At 67.4% G+C, this 18,416-nt stretch carries 11 protein-coding genes and 1 pseudogene; 2 read left to right on the top strand and 10 right to left on the bottom strand.

Going from position 1 to position 18,416, the window contains the following annotated elements:
* Window positions 1-35: 35 nt before the first annotated feature.
* Window positions 36-1,586 (top strand): amidohydrolase family protein, encoded by a 1,551-nt coding sequence (locus tag LG396_RS01225; RefSeq protein WP_225793221.1) that lies wholly within the window; start codon window positions 36-38, stop codon window positions 1,584-1,586.
* 88 nt (window positions 1,587-1,674) lie between these two features.
* Here the strand turns inward: LG396_RS01225 and gad are convergent, their stop codons facing one another.
* The 3 genes from gad to LG396_RS01210 all read right to left on the bottom strand — a co-directional run bounded on the left by gad (window position 1,675) and on the right by LG396_RS01210 (window position 5,251).
* Window positions 1,675-3,057 (bottom strand): glutamate decarboxylase, encoded by a 1,383-nt coding sequence (gad, locus tag LG396_RS01220; RefSeq protein ID WP_225793220.1) that lies wholly within the window; start codon window positions 3,055-3,057, stop codon window positions 1,675-1,677.
* Window positions 3,058-3,159: 102 nt separating this feature from the next.
* Window positions 3,160-4,431, bottom strand: a complete 1,272-nt coding sequence (locus tag LG396_RS01215) for a P1 family peptidase (RefSeq protein ID WP_225793219.1) — start codon at window positions 4,429-4,431, stop codon at window positions 3,160-3,162.
* Between the two features lie 79 nt (window positions 4,432-4,510).
* Window positions 4,511-5,251 carry a hypothetical protein gene (locus tag LG396_RS01210; RefSeq protein ID WP_225793218.1) on the bottom strand — a complete coding sequence of 247 codons (741 nt, stop codon included), beginning with the start codon at window positions 5,249-5,251 and terminating at the stop codon, window positions 4,511-4,513.
* Between the two features lie 194 nt (window positions 5,252-5,445).
* On the opposite strand from LG396_RS01210, the gene LG396_RS01205 reads away from it, so the two are divergent.
* On the top strand, window positions 5,446-6,147 hold the full coding sequence (locus LG396_RS01205) for a hypothetical protein (RefSeq protein ID WP_225793217.1): 702 nt from the start codon (window positions 5,446-5,448) through the stop codon (window positions 6,145-6,147).
* Between the two features lie 269 nt (window positions 6,148-6,416).
* On the opposite strand, the gene LG396_RS01200 is transcribed toward LG396_RS01205, so the two are convergent.
* From LG396_RS01200 to LG396_RS01170, 7 genes and pseudogenes are all read right to left on the bottom strand, one after another.
* A complete protein-coding gene (locus LG396_RS01200) occupies window positions 6,417-6,830 on the bottom strand; it encodes a hypothetical protein (protein ID WP_225793216.1) in 414 nt (137 codons plus the stop codon).
* Window positions 6,831-6,838: 8 nt separating this feature from the next.
* Window positions 6,839-8,227: an AbeC-like domain-containing protein gene (locus tag LG396_RS01195; protein ID WP_225793215.1), complete on the bottom strand. Its 1,389-nt coding sequence runs from the start codon at window positions 8,225-8,227 to the stop codon at window positions 6,839-6,841.
* A 579-nt stretch (window positions 8,228-8,806) separates the two neighbouring features.
* Window positions 8,807-10,000, bottom strand: coding sequence for a hypothetical protein (locus LG396_RS01190; RefSeq protein ID WP_225793214.1), 1,194 nt, complete (start codon window positions 9,998-10,000; stop codon window positions 8,807-8,809).
* A gap of 1,077 nt (window positions 10,001-11,077) precedes the next feature.
* Window positions 11,078-12,007, bottom strand: coding sequence for a hypothetical protein (locus LG396_RS01185; RefSeq protein WP_225793213.1), 930 nt, complete (start codon window positions 12,005-12,007; stop codon window positions 11,078-11,080).
* Between the two features lie 221 nt (window positions 12,008-12,228).
* Window positions 12,229-13,302, bottom strand: a pseudogene (locus LG396_RS01180) (IS701 family transposase).
* Between the two features lie 277 nt (window positions 13,303-13,579).
* Window positions 13,580-17,053: a type ISP restriction/modification enzyme gene (locus LG396_RS01175; RefSeq protein WP_225793212.1), complete on the bottom strand. Its 3,474-nt coding sequence runs from the start codon at window positions 17,051-17,053 to the stop codon at window positions 13,580-13,582.
* A gap of 382 nt (window positions 17,054-17,435) precedes the next feature.
* Window positions 17,436-18,410: an FAD-dependent oxidoreductase gene (locus LG396_RS01170; protein ID WP_225793211.1), complete on the bottom strand. Its 975-nt coding sequence runs from the start codon at window positions 18,408-18,410 to the stop codon at window positions 17,436-17,438.
* Between the last annotated feature and the right edge of the window lie 6 nt (window positions 18,411-18,416).

The raw sequence follows: 18,416 nt of genomic DNA, 5'->3' as shown, positions 1-18,416 counted from the left end.
ACTCGATGGGTCGACCACCATCCGGAGGGAACCCCGTGACCAGTCGTCACGCCCGTCGTACGTTCCTCACGACCTCGACCGCCGCCGCCGCGGGCGCCGCCCTGCCCGCCGCGGTCCGCCCGGCCACCGCCACCGCCACCGCCACACCCGACCGCGGCCAGGCGCCGCCCCGGGGGCGCCGGTACGTCCTCCGCGGCGGCGCGGTGATGTCGATGGACCCGAACGTGGGCGACTTCGAGACCGCCGACGTCCTCGTCGAAGGCAGCCGGATCGCCGGCATCCGGCCCCGTATCGAGGCGGGCGGCGCCGAGGTGGTGGACGCACGCGGGCGCGTCGTCATGCCCGGCTTCGTCGACACCCACCACCACCAGTTCGAGACCGCCCTGCGCGCGTTCCTCCCCAACGGGCTGCTGATCGACGACGGATCGGGCTCACCCAGCGCCGACCCCTCCTACGTCGAGTACGTGCTGAACCGCTTCGCGCCCGCGTACCGGCCCCGCGACGTCCACGCCGGCATCCTCTTCGCCGGGCTGTCCCAGCTGGACGCCGGCGTCACCACCGTCCTCGACGTCTCGCAGATCCACCACTCCCCCGAGCACAGCGACGCCGCCGTCCAGGCGCTCGCCGACACCGGCCGCCGCGCGGCCTTCGGCTTCTTCGAGGGCGACGGCCGCGCCGGATCCCGCTACCCGCGGGACGCGTACCGCATCAGGGACGAGTGGTTCCCCTCCGACGGCCAACTGCTCACCATGGTCATGGGCGGGGAGATCCACCAGGCCGAGGAGGTCTACACCCGGTCCTGGCGCATCGCCCGCGAACTCGGCCTGCCGATCGCCGCGCACGCCGTCTCCAGCGCAGGCCACCGGCCGGTCATCGACGACCTGGCCCGCGGCACCGGCGGCACGGACGGCGACCTCGGCTTCGGCCCCGACGTCCTGCTCATCCACATGACGGGCATGTCCGACCTCGCCTGGCGGCGGGCGCGCGACGCCGGAGTGCGGATCTCGGTGGCGTTCCCGATCGAGATGGCCATGCGGCACGGCGTACCGCCCGTCCTCACCATGCAGAAGCTCGGCATGGAGCCCTCGCTCAGCTCCGACGTCGAGACCACCATGGCCGCCGACCCCTTCACGCTGATGCGTTCCGCGATGACCATGCAGCGGATGCTCGTCAACCAGATGGTCCTGGAGCAGGGCGACTTCACACCCCCGAACGACTATCCCGTCCCGGCCGCGGGCACCCCGCCGCTGCTGACCGTCCGGGACGTCCTGCGGTACGCGACCGCCAACGGCGCCGAACACCTGGGGCTCGGCCGCAGGACCGGCACCCTCACCCCCGGCAAGGAAGCCGACATCGTCCTGCTGGACGCCACCGCCCTCAACGTCGCCCCGCTCAACAACGTGCCGGGCGCGGTGGTCAGCCTGATGGACCGCACCAACGTCGACACCGTGATCGTCGCCGGCACGGTACGCAAGTGGCGCGGGCGCCTGCTCGACACCCGCCTCGACCGACTGCGCCGCGAACTCGAAGCCTCCCGCGACCACCTCTTCGACGCGGTGGGCATCCGCCCGGACCTCTTCGCCTGAACGCCGCGGAACGCGCCGGACCGCCGGACCGCCGGCCCGCTGAACCGCCGGCCCGCTGGACCGCCGGAACGCCGCCCCGCCCGCGCCGTCAGTGGTGGAAGCCCGGCTGGTGCGGCGCCGGCGTCCCGGCCCCGTCCTTCAGCCGGTCCAGCGCCGCCCGCACGTCCGCCGCCAGCAGCTCGATCTTGTCGTGGCTGATCCCGTGCCTGATCAGCACCCGCTGGATCACCGTCTCCTGCCGCCGCGGCGGCAGCGGGTACGCCGGCACCTGCCAGCCGCGCACCCGCAACTGCTCCGTCACGTCGTACAGCGTGAAGCCCGCGCCCGCCGGGTCCGTCAGCGTCCACGACACCGCGGGCAGCGCGCCGCGCCCGTCGTACAGCAGCGTGAACGGGCCCATGCCGGAGATCTGCCCGCCCAGCCAGTCGGCGCTGGCCGCCGCCGCGCGGTAGATGCGGCGGTAGCCCTCGCGGCCCAGCCGCAGCAGGTTGTAGTACTGGGCGACGACCTCGCCGCCCGGCCGGGAGAAGTTGAGCGCGAACGTCGGCATGTCGCCGCCGAGGTAGCTGACGCGGAAGACCAGGTCCTCGGGCAGCAGGTCGGCGGAGCGCCAGATCGCCCAGCCGACGCCGAGGGGCGCCATGCCGTACTTGTGGCCGGAGGCGTTGATGGACGCCACCCGCGGCACGCGGAAGTCCCACTCCAGCTCGGGGCGGAGGAACGGGGCGACGAAGCCGCCGCTGGCGGCGTCCACGTGCACGGGCACGTCCAGGCCCGTGTCGGCCTGGATCGCGTCGAGTTCGGCGGCGATCTCCTTCACGGGCTCGTAGTCGCAGGTGTACGTGACGCCGAGGATGGCGACGACGCCGATGGTGTTCTCGTCGACGTACTCGCGCAACTGATGCGGGCGCAGCCCGGTGGCGTCCGGCTCCAGCGGCACCTGGCGCAGCTCGACGTCGAAGTAGCGGGCGAACTTCTCCCAGCACACCTGCACCGGCCCGCACACCAGGTTCGGCCGGTCGGCGGGCTTGCCCTCGGCCTCGCGGCGCTTGCGCCAGCGCCACTTGAGGGCCAGGCCGCCGAGCATCGCGGCCTCGCTGGAGCCGGTGGTCGAGCAGCCCATGGTGGTCTCGCCGTGCGGCGAGTGCCACAGGTCGGCCAGCATGTGCACGCAGCGGTTCTCGATGTCGGCCGTCTGCGGGTACTCGTCCTTGTCGATCATGTTCTTGCCGAGGCACTCGTCCATGAGGGTGTGGACCTCGACCTCGGCCCAGGTCGTGCAGAACGTCGCCAGGTTCTGCGCGGCGTTGCCGTCGAGGGCCAGTTCGTCGCGGATGAGGGCGTTGACCGCGCGTGGGTCGGAGACCTCCTCGGGCATGCGGTACTTGGGCAGCGCGTGCTCGCTGATGGGCGTCGCGTAGACGTCCTCGTACGGTCCGGCGCCGCCGCGCTCGGTCTGGTGCAGGGCCACGGTGCGGCTCCTCTCGCCTCGGCGCACCCATCGTGGGCACCGGGAGCGGCAGGGCGCGGACCGACACGCCGCCCGTGCGGACGCGGGTGGCGTCCGCCCCGGTCAGTCCGTACGCGCGCGGGGCAGGCCGGCGAGGGCCGCGAGCGGGAACGCGGGCACGTGGTGCCCGTCGCGCCCGGTCATGGGGGCGGCGGCGGTCAGCACATTGAGCACGGCCTCCTCGACGGCCTCGACGACCGCGGTGTGGAAGGGGTCGACGCGGCCCCAGGGTATGAAGCGCAGCGTCTCGTACGGAGCCTCGTCACCGGCGCCGCCCGCCTCGCCGCCCGCGGCCGGGCGGGGCGGGAACGTGCTGGTGAGGGCGCCGGGGTTGGCGGTGGAGAAGGCGAGGAAGAGGTCGCCGGAGAAGTGGCTGCCGGTGGTGCCCGTACGGGCCAGGCCCAGCGGCACGCGCCGGGCGAGGGCCTTGCACTGGCCGGGCAGCAGCGGGGCGTCGGTCGCGACGACGACGATGACGGACCCGGCGCCGGGCGGCACGGGCCGCTCGGGATCCACGCCGCCGAAGCCCTCGGCGCCCGCGCCACCCGCGGCCCCCGCGCGATCCACCGGACTCCCGCTGCCCGCCGGCAGCCCGCCACCCGCCGGGCTCCCGCTGTCCGGGCCGCCGCGGCTGCCGCCGCTCCCCGCTCCCTCGCGGCTGTCGTACGAGGCGGCCGCCCGGCCCAGCGGCGTCCCCGCCACCACCAGCTCGCGCCGCGCCCCGAAGTTGGCCTGCACGAAGACCCCGACCGTGTACTTCTCCGCCCCGTACCGCACCACGCGCGATGCCGTTCCCGAGCCGCCCTTGAACCCGTAGAGCCGCATCCCCGTGCCGCCCCCGACGTTGCCCTCCGGGACCGGCCCGCCCGCCGCCGCGTCGATCGCCGCGCCCGCGTGCGCCGGCGTGACGTGCGCCCCGTGGATGTCGTGCAGGTACCCGTCCCACGTCTCGGTGACCACCGGCAGCAGCCACTCCGGCGCCATGTCCCTGCGGTGCCGGTGCACCCACTCCACCACGCCGCGGTGCACCGGCCCGACCGCGTACGTGTTGGTGACGAGCACCGGCACCGCCAGCGAGCCGCTCTCCTCCAGCCACGCCGTGCCGGTCATCTCGCCGTTGCCGTTCATCGAGTGCCAACCCGCCGCACACGGCGTACCGACGCCGTCGCGGCCGCGCGGCAGCAGCGCCGTGACGCCGGTCCGTACGTCGTCGCCCTCGACCAGCGTCACGTACCCGACCTGGACGCCGGGGACGTCGGTGATGGCGTTCCACTCCCCCGGCTCGCCGGTCAGCGGGATGCCGAAGTCCCGTGCCCGCCCGCGCTCTTCGCTCATGCGCCCAGTCTCACATCCGGGACCGACATCGCGGCAGGGCGAACGCGGGCGGGCAGGCAGGCCGTGGCCCCCGCGGGGGTCAGGCGCCCCAGGGGACGGTCTCGTCGGCCGACGGGGTCTTGTCGGGGACGGGCTGGTCGAAGGTGAAGTTCGCGGTCTGCTGTTCACCGTCGGCGGTCGACGCGGCCCGTACCGGGAACGGCGTGCCCCGGGTGGCGACGGCGAGGGTCATGTCCGTCCCGTCGTGCTTGCCCGTGATCTCGATGACGGGCACGCCGTCGGCGGTCGTCTCGCTGCCCTTCTTCAGGGTGCCCGCGGAGGTCGCGTCCTTGATGGCGTCGCGGTAGTCGTTGATGCTGCAGAGCCTGGCGAGGTCGGACAGGCCCTGGTCCTGGGCGGTGCCCTGGAGGAACTTGCCCTCCAGCTTCTGCACGTCCTTCGACTGGTCGGCGGGAAGGTTGTTCCGCAGCCAGGTGGCGTCCGGCTTGACCCACACCTTGTCGGCGTGCCGGATGACCTCCAGGCTGCCGCCGTCCGCGGCGTACTCGACGGTGCCGACGCAGTTGTCCTTGCGGTCCGCGGAGACGTCCAGGCGTGCGGGGTCCTGGCGGTCGAGGCCGGAGCCGTCCCTGCTCACGGTGGCGTGCATGGACCGGGCGCCGTTGAAGGCGTCCGTGGCTGCGGTGGCAATCTCGGCGGCGCTCTTCCTGGCGACGCCGTTGTCGTCCTGTGCCTGGGCGGCTCCTGCGGTGCCGACCAGTGCGGTCGCGCAGAGCGTGGCGCCGAGGGCGCCGAAAGTCGCTTTCCGCGTGCGGGGCATCGGACTTCCTTCCAGGAGGAAACAGCAACGCCAAGAATCGTACATTCAGGGCAAAGCGGTCGCACGACCGGTGCAGCGGACGGGCGAACGCCCCCGCGGACACGCCGATCCGCGAGGGCTCACGCCGGGGCGTACGCCGGGGTGAACCAGGCGCACTGTTCGTTCGGGAGGGTGTCCGGAGGTAGAACGGAGTAATGAGCCGCGCCCTGGCCGCCACCGTGGCAGCCGTGACTGCCGTGGTGACCCTGTTATCCGGCTGCACAGAGGTGTCGCACCGCTGCGACGACCGCCCCGAGCCGACCGACGTCCGCGGCCACCGGCGCCCCGTCGAGATCCGCCCCGGCGGCACGGACCCCGCCCTGCCCTTCGCCGCCGCCGCACGGGCCGTACCGGCGGCGGGCCGCGGCGCGAGCGACACCGACCGGATCCTCGTACGCCTCCAGCGCGAGACGCTCCTCATGGCCGACGACCTGCGCCCCGTCCGCCCCGGCCGCTGCACCGGCGGACTCCCCGGCCGCGCCGGGGCGGCCACCCGCTGCACCGTCAGCTACGCGGGCGTGGAGGTGCCCTGGCAGGTACGGCGCACCGACCCCCGCCCCGGGACGCCCGTGGACCGCCCCCGCTACGCCGTCCGCCCCCTGGCCACCGTCCACACCGCCGAGGCCGTCTACGCCGCGTACGCCTGGCACCTGGCCCGCAGCGACGCCGACGGCCCCCTGGCCCCCCGCGACCCGCGCTGCGACCGGCTGCCGGACGTCGTCACCGCGGCACCGGGTGAGAACACCGGCTACTTCTGCCAGGACATCCTGTGGAAGTGCCGGAGCGGCGACTACGACTTCGCCTGGAACGACCTGCCCGTCCGCACGGACGAACACGGCGGGATCAGCTTCGAGTAGCCGGTAACGACCTCTCAGGCGCGACGGGCGGGCATCACGCCGCCTGGAGGGGGGCGTCCTCGCGCCATTTGAGGATCAAGTGCCTCCGGCACCGCGGTGACCTGCGACTTCATCACCGGAACGCCACTGACCAGCAGGAATTCCCTTCACTGGTACCTGCTGGTCGGTGGCGTTTTCGAGCCCCGTGTGCCCTACATGTGCCCCCAGGGCAGAGACATCTCGCGGGGCGCCGACGCCCTGGCGTGTGCGGCGGCCACAGGATCGAGACGTCAGTTGGAGGCCGGCAGAAGTGTCGTCACCGTTGACTGGACGAGTTGGGCTGCTGCGAGCAGGCCGGGAACACCGCCGCAGTGCCGCATGAGGGTGTCGAGCATGATCCGTAATGCTCCGACTTCCCGCTCAGGCTCCTCGATCCTGGGGGCGATCTCGTCAAGGATGCGCCGGATCGCGGCTGCGTCGTCCTCCTCCACGTGCAAGTCGCGGAGTGCCTGGCGCAGCTCGCTGATGCTGGCTCGGGCGCGATCGAGTGCAGCGGCTCGTTCGGCCGGGGGTAAGTGGTTAGTCTGGGAGACGTTCTGCGAGAACGCTGCGGCCTGCACGTTGCCGGTGATGTCGCCGCTGTTGATCACGCCGAAGTTGGTCCCACCGGGCGTGGGGTCGGAGCGGCGTCGGCGGGGTGTCATGAGGGCTCCTAGCTCATGTGGGTGTCGGATGCGAAGGGTGCGGCCTGGACGTTGCCGGTGATGGTGCCGCCGTTCATGACGCCGAAGTTGTAGATCGCGGTGGCCTGCTGCCGGTAGGCGGCGATGTCCACGTTGTGATCGCGCAGGAAGATCTCGGTGGAGTCGAAGACGCGGCGCTGCATCATCTGCACGTAGTACCGGGCGTCGTCGTTCATGTGCATGTCGTCCATCCAGCGCACGCTGTAGACCTCGCGCAAGCTGACAGGTCCGCCGGCGTCCAGCTCGGGCTTGGTCCGCGGGGTACGGCGGATCAGTCGGCCGGTGGCGGCGGCTACGTCACCCACGGCGTTTACGGCGGCACGGCCAAGCCAGCCGATGTTCTGAGGGTGCGTTGGCGCAAGGTCTGCCACGGCGGGGTTGAGAGGGGTCATGATGTGCGGGCGTACGGTCACCCGCAGGAACCCGCCCTCGTAGGCGAAGTGCACCAGCACGGAGGCGACCATCTCGCCGTTCCAGGAGACGATGCGGGCCCATATGTACCGCCGCGCCACCTCGGTGGCTGGCAGCCCGGCCAGGCTCCGATTCTCCGCCAGAGCCTGCAGGCCCGCCCACTCCTTCTCGCCTAGCTTGCCCCAACGGTGGTCGGCAATGCCCGCGATGCCGAGAACTTCGACGCGGGGGATGGGATGTTGCCGGTCGTGCGAGGGCGCAGGTTCCTGAAGGCGCCGGGCTACATGCTCATGCAGCTCGGTGACTTTGAACTGCTTCAGCGGCTTCCGTGCCCCACTGCGTTTGCCCTGCTGACCGAGAGCGGCGAGCACCGCAGCAGCCGTCTTCTCGACGCTGCCGTCGGCCGAAGGAGGGCCAGCGTAGAGATCGGGAGGCTCATCGTCGTCCTGCCACTCTGGCGCCGGCTCGACGTCGATGCCGATGACGGCTGGCGGCCACGCTTGCGGACCGGCGCCGATGAAGCGGTCCCTGGGGCGGTCGTTGCGCATCTCACGCGTGTAGGGCAGGGCCGGCGACGGTGTGGGCACGGCTGCCGTAGGTGCCGGGATGTCGAAGGACCATTCGCTGGTGTGCGGGGAGTCGGCCAGTGGTTCTTGCAACGCGGCATTGAAGGCACGCTGGGCCAGCACGCGGTCCACCAGGAAGGACAACCAGCACCCCAGGGCCAGCGACAACGCCGCCGTGCCTACGGTCACGGTGCCGGTGATCGCTCCCGCGATGCAGCCGACAGCTAGGAGGATGACGACGGCGCGCCGCCTCCGAGTGAGACGCACCGCGCGATCACAGGCTCGCTCTATGGGTTCCAGCTCGTAGGCGAAGGCCGGAACGGGGTGCGACTGACGCGCTATGCGGTCACGCACCCACACCGCGAAGTCCTCACCCAGCACGACCCGCGGAGGCTTCCTTCCGCTAGCAGTGCCCTTCTCGGCATCGGTCGCGGAACGGAGTCCCAACCGATGACGCACCTTCTGCTTCGCCGCGGCGAGCGTCTGCCGCAGATCCTTCCGAACCGCTGCCGCCCAGTTCGGACGCGCAAACGCTGCGGCACATAAGCGTCGCGTGATCGGCTCCGTATAGGAGACGCGTGGCACGGCGGCCTCAACCGGTACCTCCGGCCAAACGCCCCCCGGCTCCCGTCCCATGGAATGCGACATCGCCGCCTCCCTTCCCCCGTCCACCCGCGGGCACACCTGCGGTCAGTACAGTGAGCGGAGAGTCGATGGTGTCGAGAACCACACGTGTGCCGCCATCCCGCAAATCAGCCGATGTCACGCACATGCCTCGGAGTTCCGAGATTGGCTGAAACTGCATCATCATGTACAGCTAGAAGGACGGGGTCATTCGTGTCGCGGCAATAGACTTGATACCGCGCTTCGCTGAGTACCCCATCCGCAACCCCGATGCTGGGCTCCGGTGGGGGTGCGTGCCAGGCAGTGCTACTAGCGGTACGCACGAGCTACGCTGGCTTAACTGGATGGACAGGACCCCCCACGCGCAGGTGTCAGGGTGACGTCTCCCGCCGGGACGCGCAACGCGTGGCGCTGCAAGTCCTTTCCTCGGGACGAAGCAGGATCCCACAGCCACAGGTCGTCGCCACTGTTGCCGTACGTCAACACCGGCCTGTCTACGGGAAGCGGCCCATTGAAAACGGGGATCTTCCTGCGGTGCGGATGCACGCACATAAGCTCGCCCTGGAGGCCGTAGTAGTGGCCGGGGCGCTTACCCGCACGGGCGTCAGCCGCTGCCATCTCCGCTGCCTCGTCCACCCGGCCCACCGCGGTCACCATGACCAGCAGGAAGTACAAGGCGAGGATCATTGGAAGGACGACGACGACGAGCCACCGCGTATTGGCCCACCAGTGGTGGTAGCGAGCCCAGCCTGCGAGTCCAAGTACGCACAGGACGACCAACCCGGCGATGGCCAGAGGCTTCACCGTGATGAAGAAGTGCCAGTAGAAGGGGATATGCACGGCGTCGACGGGGATACCCAGCACTTCAGAAAGGTAGGCCGCATGCAGAAACCGCCCGGTCCAGGGCAGGACCAGCGGGAACGGCACCATTAGTGCAGGTACCAGCCAGTGGGCATTTCGGCTGATCCAAGACCGGCGAACCGCGAACCACGTGCCGATCGCCGCCACAGCGAGAACGGCCGTGACCGCAAGCATGGTGATCTGTTGACTAAGCCCGTCCGGCTGGTTCTGCGCCCAGAAGTAGCCGACAACCGTCGGACTACCTGTCAGCATCACGCCTGTCCCCAGCCGGACAAGACGCGGTCGGTGTGCGTTGCTCGTTGCCCATACCCCGGCCGGCCAGCACAGGAGGGTCGGAGGAAGAAGGACAACCCAACGCCAGTGCGGCCCGAGGCTGCTCAGCCACGCGCCGCTGAAGAGGCCGCCGCTGACAAGACACAGGACGGCGAGCATCAGGAAGACGGCGACTCTCGGCCAAGGGATGCTGCGTGACTCATCACCTTCCGCTGCACCTGCGGGCGACCTGGGGCCGAGCGCCATCCTCACGTTGCTTTCATCGAACCGCGTCGCGTCATGCGGACTGCTCCACTGTGTGAACTCCTCCGCGGCAGCGGCCTGCGTGTACGCCCCCTCCGGCAGATGAAGGGTGCATGACAGATCGCGACCTCCGACAGCGATCCAGTTCTGCACCCACCAACGGCGAAGCCGGTTCGCGTCACGCGGGAGCGGGCGATGCGCATGGAAGGCCGTCCTGCGAGTCGCAGGGGGCGATGCCAGGAGCCTGCTCCCTCGCACCTCCATGGCTACCCGGGTGGCAACCTCGTGAAGGATGTCCTCCGCACCCGATCGAGCGGTCCGCTTCGCGCCGTCCAGCCTGACCTCAACGCTCTGTGTCACATATCCCGGCCGTTGGGGTACTCCCGCTGGAGCCGGCCGGACAGCGCACCCCCGAGCCTCAAGGAGTTGCTTAGCCAGCTCGACCTCACCAGGCGCGTCGAGCACCTCGACCAACGCCTCAACCCGGCGATTGAATGACTCCGGCAGTGGTGGCAACGGCTCCACGCCGACGGGATTCGCGCCCTCCTCCTGCGGTGCATCAGGCTGCGTTTCTCTGCGCCCCACACCGGAGCCGACGAAGGCTCGGAGGCCCGCCGTCACCATCCATAAGCGCCTGACCACGTCGCTCTCCTCTCATGGGACTTCAAGATGCGACCCAGATTCTGACAGCAGGCACTGACACCACCCTCCACAGCCTGCGACCCGGCCCCCTGTCGCGATCACTGGCCGTCGAGGGAGACGGGACTGCTGGCAGCCGTCGAGGTAGGGGTGTAGAGCATTGGTGGTGCTAGCAAACGGAGAGACCGGTGGCAGCCTCGGGAAAGTCAGTGCCCCTGGTTCTGGCCGGGAAGACATGGACGGGCGTTGTGGGTGGTCACATCTCGTCTGCGCCCTTCCTCAGGGTGGCGTTCGGGTTGGTGCCGCAGTTCAGAAGGACCACGCGGCGGGGGAGGCGCATCGATAGCGAGTTCTACGGTTCGTGCCCTTTCCATAGCACAGAGTTCCTCTCCACACGAACACGAAGGAAATGCCTCCATCGCTCCACTGGGCGATTCCATGCTAGAAATCAAACCGACCAGCAGGCGCTGCTCACTCTTCTTTCGCCTGATCGATCGCTCTCAGGAAGGGTCGCGTCACCACGAACTGGCGTCCAACCGTGGCGGCAGAGCGGACGGGCACAGCAACGGTCAGGAGGTCGGTGCCGGCCGCTCAGACGTGCCACTGTTTCAGACCAGCGATACGGCCCCATTCGCCTGTGGTGCACCATTGGATGCCGTCGTGCCAGATGAGGTCGGCTCCCATGTAGAGGGCGGTCTCCCTGAGGTCCTGACCGGGGTCTTCGGAAAGGAGGACGGCTCTGCGTAGGACGCCGGGCAGCCGGCGTGTGTAGTGGCCGAGTTGTCCTAATGCGTACCGGACGTCGTCGACCGGATTCCTGCCCGCTTTGGCCTCGATGAGCAGACTCAGTTGGGCGATCCAGATATCGGTGAGCATGGGCGGGCGGCTCGGCGTGTGGTGGATTGCCAGACGGTGCACGGCGTATCCCTGGCGGATCAGGAAGCGTTCGAAGGATTTCGACAGACGCGTCTCTGGCCTCTCATGGTCCAGGGACTTGCTGCGGGTGTCGCGGTGCAGCAGATCGGACCTCTCGACGCGGCGGACGTGTACATACCGAGGGTCGCCGGGTGGTGTCATGACGTCCGGATGGCGGGTGAAACTGTCAACGCTGCGCAGCCGGAAGACGGGGTAGCGCAGGAGGCCGCCTTCCTGGCTGTTCCTGTGTCCCTCCTCGACGGCATCGTCGAGGACGAAGGAGTCGACGAAGCGGTAAAGCCCTCGTCTTTCGCAGCGGGGGGCTTCGAGTAGCCTCAGGCGCCATCCCCTGCTCCATGCCTTCTCGACCGCCTCGTTGTAAAGGCTGCCGGTGCCTGATGCCGCAGCACCCTCGTAGTAGTAGAAGCCGTCGTTTCGCCACCCGATGCCGGATGCACCGCCGCGGCTGAAGAGAAGCACGTGGCTGCTCGCGGGGGACACCGCGATGCCCGTCATCAGGGAACCGCCGAACTGGTGGTGCAACAGCCTGCGGGACGTGAAGTCGCCATAGTCGTAGTCCCACCGGTGTGATGCCTGAGTCGCCAACTCCCTTGTCCCTTACTCCGGTCCGAGATGGTTGGGTCCACGCTAGTACTGCAGCCGCGGTTATGGCGGTGGGTGGCCTCGGCGGCGGTAGTGGCTGAGGCGGGCTCGGTGTTGGTGGCGGTGTCGCCAGCGTGACCAGTGCAGGATGTGGTCGGCTTCGTGCCGGACGATGTGGGTGAACTTGGCCGTCAGGCGGCGGATCTCGTTCACGCTCAGTCGGATCAGGTCGTGGCGGTGTCCCCTTTTTCGTCTGCTGCAGCGCGGATCGCGGTCAGGTGGGCGGCGGCGGCCATGGCCAGGGTGATGTGCCGGTACCAGGCCGGATAGTGGCGGACCTGGTAGTGGTCGAGACCGACCCCGTTCTTCGCGGCCTGGAAGCACTCCTCGATCGCCCAGCGGGACCCGGCGGGCCCTCACGATCTCCGGAAGCGAGGTGCCCGCTGGTGCGTGCACGAGGTAGTAGGCCCGTTCGCCGTCGGCGAGGTTGCGGCGGATCAGCAGCGCGTCCTCGAACCCGTCGGTAGGTTCGTCCGCGTCGAGCAGCGGGGCCAGGGCCCAGGCGTACTCGCGCAGGCCGTGGGCGCCGTGGCCGGCGGAGCGGATCTCCCAGGCATGCTTGGGCAGGATCGGCGAAATGGTGCGGGCGTTCTGCCCGCGCGGCCCGCACCGGTGCTGGTAGGCGATGGCCAGCACCGAGGCGACGTTCTGACTGGCCGGCCAGGACCGCAGGGCCGAGGTGCCGCCGTAGACCTCGTCCCCGGTCACCCACCGAAACGGCACCTGGGCCTCGATTGCCCGGGCCAGCATCGCCATGGCCAGCGCGGGCTTCTGGCGAACGTGATCTCGTCGCCGATCCGGGCATCCGTCCGGCGGGCTGCGTCCTCGGTCAAGGAGGTGGGTAAGTCCAACTCCCGGTCGATCAGCGCCCGCCCGGCGGCGGAGTTACAGGCCAGGAACACCCCGAGCTGGCTGTTGTCGATCTTCCCAGAAGTGCCGGTGTACTGCCGCTGCACTCCGGCCGACCCGGTGCCCTTCTTGATGAACCCGGTCTCATCCACGATCAGCACGCCGCCCTCACCACCGAGATACTCCAGCACGAAACCGCGGACCTCATCGCGGACCGCGTCCGCGTCCCAGCCGGCCTGGTTCAACAGACGCTGCATGCCGTCAGGGCAGAACTCGCCAGCCTGCTCAGACAGTGTCCAGCCGTTCTTCCGCTCCAGCCGCGCCAGCAGCCCCCGCAGATACTCACACGCCCGCCTACGCGGCTCCGACCTGCGGAAGTGGCCGCCGATCCGGCCACGTTCGGGTCGTGTACTTCCTCGACCCCTCCGTGCCCCGCTCCCCTCGCGCTCACCGGCAACGGGGAGTAACCGGCGGTGATACCGACGCTCCCGTATCCGTCCAGCCGTCCATTCTCGGCGGGGCACACCAAGGTTGCGTGGAGTTCCGGGCTGAGGAGCACTGTTCTGGGCAGAGCATCGCTGCCCAGAACTGGGGATCCACCAGGCACACGACACGCCAACAAAGAAGGTTACTGCCCCCATGCATGCTCTGCGGAATATTTATGACTCACACCATAGGTGATGAATCAATCGCAGCTAGATAGTTCTCGTCGAGCTCCGGGCCAAGCAAAACCAGTTCGGCGAGCCGCCGACAGATGGCGGCGAATTGCCGGACTTCAGGAACGGCCAAATCGCGGCCGAGGATTCTCCTTTCCCGATAGGAGAGCCATTTGCGTAGAACCTGGTATCCGCCGATCTTTAGATCCCACACCGCTTGCGGAACACCGCGCCAGCACACTTTATCGTTGAGGTAAACGTCGATCACCTCGGCACCCAAAAGTTCTCGTTCTCGATCCGTCAGCGCCTGGCGCTCCGCATCTGTACGTTCGCGTACCTCGACTCGGCCTCGGCCGGGCATGACGATTCGCGAGGTGGCACCGCTCCTCTGCCGGCGCGTCTGTTCAATGGCCCAGCCAGCTGTGACGGAGAGGTCACCCGCATCGGGTGACAATGGATTTCCGTCCATACGCGCCAACGGAGCAATCGTTCGCCGTCCCTGCAGGGTTGTCGCCAGGTCGAGCTCGGACTCGTCGCTGTCAATATCCAGCAGACCTGCAATACGTTGCCCGAGCCGGGCCGAAGTCATCAGTTGGTCAAGCGTCGAGGGGAGTGGCACGCGTGGCCAGTCGTTCCGAATCGCATCGCCGTTCTCTTCAAGATACAGCGGCGAGTACCCGATAGCCAGGACGTGCTGCCAGATTAGCTGGGCGTTCCGTTGTGAGGTCTGGGCATCAGTGACGCCCAGTTCAGCGAGATAGTCCAGAGCAAGTTCTGAAAGGTTTGGCCTCCAGTTTGATTCGTCCGCAGATTCCACATCTACGTCAAATAGTGAAATAGCGCCACCGGCTTCATTTCCCCGGCTGTTACCCACTTCTGTGGCTAGATAGAAAGGCACAACGTAGGCGTCCTTATGCATTACATGCTGATCAATGAGGCTGCGCGAGAGCAGGAACGCGGCCCCATCGAGTGCGCGCGGCGCGCGACGACGTAGCAGGAGGAAGTCACTTCCAAGGGATGCGGCTCGAACCAACTCATCTCGAGATTCGTTCCAAAGCTTTCCCGCGGTATCGACGTATGCCCAGCGAACATCGAATGGTTTGACGCAGAAACGAACAACTTTGGATGGATCAAAGGGACTGTCAGCTAGTAGCCTGGCCCTGACCTTTGACGGATCAAAGCGGGCCCATGTCTGGGTAAGTGCGCTGACTCGATCATCGAGATCAGCGAACTCGATATCTGGGTTTAGGAAGTGCGCCATACGGTCCAACAACTGTCCCTGATCCAGAGAGATGAGCGAATCCCCTCGATTTTCATTGAGCCCGAGGAGCGGATCTCTTAGCGCAAGATCGGGAACTGCTGGCCATTGTTCGTAGCCCTGGCGCGGCGCCCACCGGCGCAGGCGATACCAGTTCTCCTTGTTGGGAACCAGGGGGATGTACTCGGCGACATTAGTGGGTTCACTCAGCGATGCTTCGAGATCAACCCGCTTGTTCAACCCCCAAAAGTCTCGGTAGAAGCCTTCAAATGCGTTAGCAGTATGCGACTCTGTTCTGACCAACAAGCTGACGGCCGTGCCTACCTGGATGCCAGAGGGTTGGAGTTTTGTCGAGAAGATACTTGGATCGGGCAGACCGTCAGGGGTGTTCTTTCCAGTCTCCCGGCTATCCCCGTTGAGGTTATCGACGTAAAGGCGGTCAAATTCTGTGACTAGATGCTTCCGCATAACCACTGCCGAGGGATCGCCAAGCCATGAGAAATTTGAGATGAAGCACACGATTCCCTTGCCGGTTTGCTCGGCGATACGCCGCTCGGCGACCCGAAAGAAGCGCACGTATAGATCGTCGAGTTTGTTCTTGGTGATCTCCCAATGGTCGACCAAGCCCTGCTTGTAGGGCTCGACGAGACCTCCTTCCTCCCGTCCACTAACACCGGCAAATCCGTTGTACGGCGGATTACCTAGGACAACGAGGATCGGTTGGGACCTCTTTATGTCGGTGGCAGCATCCCGCTCTTCCTCGAACTCAGGGAAGGGAAGTCTGGGATGCTCATCGGTCTCAACCCAGCCGGTCAGAGCATTGGTCAAGTAGACCTTCGCCCGTTCGTCGGAGGAGAGCGGTGCACCAAGTCGGTCAAGGGCTAGCCCGATATTTAGGTGAGCGATAATAAACGGTGCCGGCAGCAACTCGAACCCGTGCACTCGGCTCAATGCGGCTGCTTTTGCGTCCTGGGCAACTAGCGCATCGCCCTCCCGTTCCTCCAGTATCCGTGCGACGAATTCGATGATCTCGACCAGAAAGGATCCGGTGCCCGTGCACGGGTCGAGCACGTGAACGTTGGGATCGGCCAGACCGAGCTCCAGGCGGAGATCACGTTGAAGTGCCTGGTGAACCCGCATGACCATGTAGCGCACGACCTCGGGCGGGGTGTACCAGACTCCCAGCTGACGCCGAAGGTCCGGATCGTATGCCTTAAGGAAGGGCTCGTAGAAGTACTGCACGGCGTGACCAGACTCAAAGCTATCGAAGAAGAGCGTGGGATCGACCCGAGCTAGCACGTCCTCGGTCCAATCCAGCACTTCGTCGAGGCCGACCGGTAACGTCGCTGGCGTCGCCAATTGCTGAAACAGGACGCGAACCATCGGGACTTTGAGGGTCCATTGGGCCGACTTCCAACTAAACCGTCGGCGACTACCGGAAGTCTGCGACTCGTTCCACACAACCCATGCGGCGAAGACGCCATAGAAGAGCGTCTGCACGAGCGCCGACCGGAAGAATCTCTCTCCGTCTTCTCCTTCGAAACGCAGCCCGAGGCCATCCTCCATCGCCTCGCGCAGCGTGGTAAGGGCCCCCAGGTCTCTAGCATCAGCTGACTCCAGGCGCCTCAGTCCCTCCCGCGCGTAGGCCGCTAGAAACCATGCCAAATCGGCGGGTTGCGAAAGCGGTGCATCGCCTAGTAGCGCCCGTGTCAGGTAGTCCTCAAGTTGGGCTTCCAGTGCAGGAGTGACACGATTAGGCGCATGCGCTAGCGACCAGAAACTGTCTTCGTCTCTCGCAAGAGTGAAGGCTTCGCCTACGACTGCCTGGCCATCCGCGCCGAGGCTCACCACCAGGAACTCACGGTAGGTCGTGACCAGTACCTTCCCATACCTGTCGAGGTATCGTGCCACTTGCTGGCTCCGCGCGATCCGACGCACATCCTTGGCTGGCCCTTTGACCTCCATTGCGCCCCGTTCCGGGGCCCGTGCCGCCATAGCCTCATGCCCGGCCGCCACAACGGCGCGAGTGCCGACGAACAGGCCGCCGTCAGGAACACCAGCACCGCGGTTGCGGATAGTCAGCACACACATGACCGTCGGTGACAATCGGCTACCCACGGCGTTGAGCAGTCTCTCCAACTGCCCGTAGTAGGGGGTTTCCTCGGTGGCCTCGCCGGTCGCATGGATCCTGGCCAAGCCCTGTAGGTAGTCGCGAAGCGCGCCCATGTTCTCGATCCTGTGATCACTTTGCTGCATGCGTTCTGACCAAGTCAGAATAGTGCGTCAACTCGGCGTTGGAAGCTGGCGTGAGCGAAATTGGTCAGCCCGCCCTTCGCAGGAGCAGTTTGCAACTGCGCGACGTCTACGAGCCGGAAAACACCCTGCAGGGCGCAGCTCGCACACGCTACGCCTCACCCAGCCCATCGCGACCACCATGTTGGGTGTCACTAAGGTGTCTGCCCCGTGCTTACCCATCTCCCTGTGCAGCTCGACGGAGGTGGCAACGCGTCCACGAAGTTCTGGAGCAACGACGGCACTCAACGGATCCCGCATGTACGCGACGGAGTCGTAGCAGCCTGAGTATTCTGGTCGATCGCGTGCGTCGTGGTCACGCCGGTGACGCCGGCTGTTGCTTGTTGGTGAGCATGCGGTGGACTTCGCGAGCGCAGCCCCAGGAGAGGGTGACGCCGGCGCCGCCGTGGCCGTAGTTGTGGATCACCGGAGTCCCGTCGGTTCGGCGATCGACCGTCACCCGTACTCGGGGCCTGGTGGGCCGGAGACCTACGCGGTGGTCGACAACCGTGGACTGGGCCAGCCTGGGTTCCACAGCCGTGCAGCGGGCGAGGATGTTGGCTGCGGCTTTCGCATCCGGTTCCAAGCTGCCGTCGCCGTCGAGGGCGGTGCCGCCGAGGACCACGGTGTCGCCGTGGGGGTAGATGCAGAGCAGATCCGGCGATGGGCCGGTGTCTTCGGAGAAGAAGTCGGTCAAGCCCGGATTGGTGACCACGACGTGTTGGCCACGGATGGGCCGCATGGTCGCATCGGAGACCAGGGACGCCGCGCCCATGCCCGTGCAGTTGATGATCGTTGACGCCTCGGGGGCGTCATCGAGTGTGGGTACCCTCTGCTGCACGATCGCGCCGCCGGCCGTTCGCAGGCGGTGCTCCAGGTACCGCAGGTACGTCGGCATGTCGATCAGCGGGACTGTGAAACGGTAGCCGGAGGCGAAGCCAGGCGGGAGATCGGCGCGGGAGACCGGCTGGAAGCCAGGTAGCGCGGTGGCCCAGTCTGGTGCCTCGTCAGCGCTGCGGGACGCCTCAATGCCGGACGCTGCCCGGACTCCAGTTGCCGAGTCGGCTGCAAATCCGCGAAAGGTCTCCAGCGAGTGCTGGCTCCACTGGTCTACAAGGTCCTTGGGCTCTACGAGGTACGGGCCCCACATCGCGCCAGCGGCCGTTGAGGTCACGCCGGGGATCTCTTCCGCAATGACTTGCACGACCAGACCTGCCTCGGCCAGGACGACGGCCGTGGTGAGGCCAACGACCCCAGCGCCCAGTACGACAGTGTCGCCTTGGAAGGTCATGTTGGT

This window comes from Streptomyces aculeolatus, from assembly GCF_020400605.1.
GTDB lineage: Bacteria > Actinomycetota > Actinomycetes > Streptomycetales > Streptomycetaceae > Streptomyces > Streptomyces aculeolatus.
The sequence above is the reverse complement of the archived record's forward strand: the minus strand, read 5'-3'. Positions and strand labels throughout refer to the sequence as shown.

Coding starts and splice junctions, on each gene's coding strand:
- LG396_RS01215 (WP_225793219.1), bottom strand. CDS start 4,431: ATGAGCGAAGAGCGCGGGCGGGCACGGGACTTCGGCATCCCGCTGACC.
- LG396_RS01210 (WP_225793218.1), bottom strand. CDS start 5,251: ATGCCCCGCACGCGGAAAGCGACTTTCGGCGCCCTCGGCGCCACGCTC.
- LG396_RS01205 (WP_225793217.1), top strand. CDS start 5,446: ATGAGCCGCGCCCTGGCCGCCACCGTGGCAGCCGTGACTGCCGTGGTG.
- LG396_RS01200 (WP_225793216.1), bottom strand. CDS start 6,830: ATGACACCCCGCCGACGCCGCTCCGACCCCACGCCCGGTGGGACCAAC.
- LG396_RS01175 (WP_225793212.1), bottom strand. CDS start 17,053: ATGGGCGCGCTTCGCGACTACCTACAGGGCTTGGCCAGGATCCATGCG.
- LG396_RS01170 (WP_225793211.1), bottom strand. CDS start 18,410: ATGACCTTCCAAGGCGACACTGTCGTACTGGGCGCTGGGGTCGTTGGC.